Raw genomic sequence first — 1,454 nt, 5'->3', positions numbered from 1 at the left:
GCGGCCGGACGCCCCCTGCGCCTGGTCGCGGTGGCCACGGACCCGCCGCTGCTTGCCGACGCCGGACCCCAGGTGTGGGCCGAGCTGAGGGCGGCCACCGTCGCGGCGGCCGAGGACCACCTCCGGGCGGCGGCCGCGGCGGTGGCCCCGCTCCTGCCCCCCGAGCGGGTCGGGACCGTCGTCCGGGACGGGAGACCGGCCGCGGTGCTCGCCGACGAGTCACGGCACGCCGCGGCCGTCGTGGTCGGCAACCGCGGACGAGGTGGCTTCCGCGGTCTGCTGCTGGGGTCGACGGGTGTCGCACTGACCGCGTCGGCGCACTGCCCGCTCGTCGTCGTACGGGGGAACGAGGCCGCCGACGGCCCCGTCGTCGTCGGGGTGGACGGGTCGGACGGCTCCGAGGCGGCACTCGCCTACGCCGTCGAGACGGCCGCGCAGCGGCGGACCGCACTGGTCGCCGTACGGGCCTGGGGGGAACCGGCCATGGATCCGGCGGTCGCGGTGCTGCTCGACACGGTGGAGCTGCGCCGCGCGCAGGCCGAGGAGCTGAAGCAGGCGGTGGCGGCGCTGCGCGAGAAGTACCCGGACGTACCGGTCACGACGCACGTGACCCACGGCTCGCCCGCGGCGGCCCTGAAGGGGGCCTCGGCCGAGGCGGGGATGGTCGTCGTCGGTGCGCGTGGACGGGGAGGTCTCGCCGGTCTCGTCCTGGGCTCGGTCGCCCAGTCCCTGGTGCACCACGCCGCCTGCCCGGTGGCCGTCGTCCGTCCCGAGGTCTCCCGGCGGGTGGCGGGATGACGGGTCCGGCGGCGGCCGGCCCCCGCGTGCTGGTCGGGTTCGACGGGTCGCCTGCCGCGATCGCCGCACTGGGGGTGGCCGCCGACCTGCTGCCCGGCGCCGACGCGACCGTGCTGCACCTGTGGACGCCACCCTTCGCCGGGGACGTCCTGCGACGCCGGCTCGTCGACCGGGCCCGCACCGTCGACGAGCTGATGGGGCTCGTCGAGCAGGAGGGTGCCGCCGAGGCCCAACGGGTGGCACGGCTCGGCTGCGTCGTCGCCCGGGCGGAGGGGTGGACGGCCACGGCGCGGGTGGCACGCAGCTACGGCGGCGACGGCCTGCGCTTCGCGGCCGTGGCCCAGGAGAGCGGTGCGGACCTGGTGCTCGTCGGGGCCCGCGGCCTGAGCGGCGTCTCCGCGGTGCTGGACAGCACGACCGACCTCGTCGTCCAGCACAGCCCCGTTCCGGTGCTCGTCGTGCCGTTCCCGATGCTCGTCGACGAACGCGAGCGGGCCCGGACGGGGCCGGTGGTCGTCGGGTGGGACGGGTCGCCGGGGGCGGCGCAGGCGCTGCACGAGGCCGAGGCGCTGCTCCCCGGACGGCCCCGGGTCGCCGTCGTCGTCGGCGACGACGATCGGGGCGCGGTGCCGCTCGACGGCGACGGCCGCGGGGTG

The 1,454-nt window shown here is 78.0% G+C and carries 2 protein-coding genes; both read left to right on the top strand.

The genetic code is table 11. From position 1 onward, the window contains the following. A partial coding sequence (locus tag GTW08_RS05450; protein ID WP_161151504.1) for a universal stress protein occupies positions 1 to 798 on the top strand: 798 nt, incomplete at its 5' end. Then, positions 795 to 1,454, top strand: a 660-nt coding sequence (locus GTW08_RS05445; RefSeq protein ID WP_161151503.1) for a universal stress protein, incomplete at its 3' end; no start/stop codon positions are given. The genes GTW08_RS05450 and GTW08_RS05445, both read left to right, overlap by 4 nt.

The organism is Pseudonocardia sp. SID8383 (assembly GCF_009864975.1).
Lineage (GTDB): Bacteria > Actinomycetota > Actinomycetes > Mycobacteriales > Pseudonocardiaceae > Pseudonocardia > Pseudonocardia alni.
The sequence above is the reverse complement of the archived record's forward strand: the minus strand, read 5'-3'. Positions and strand labels throughout refer to the sequence as shown.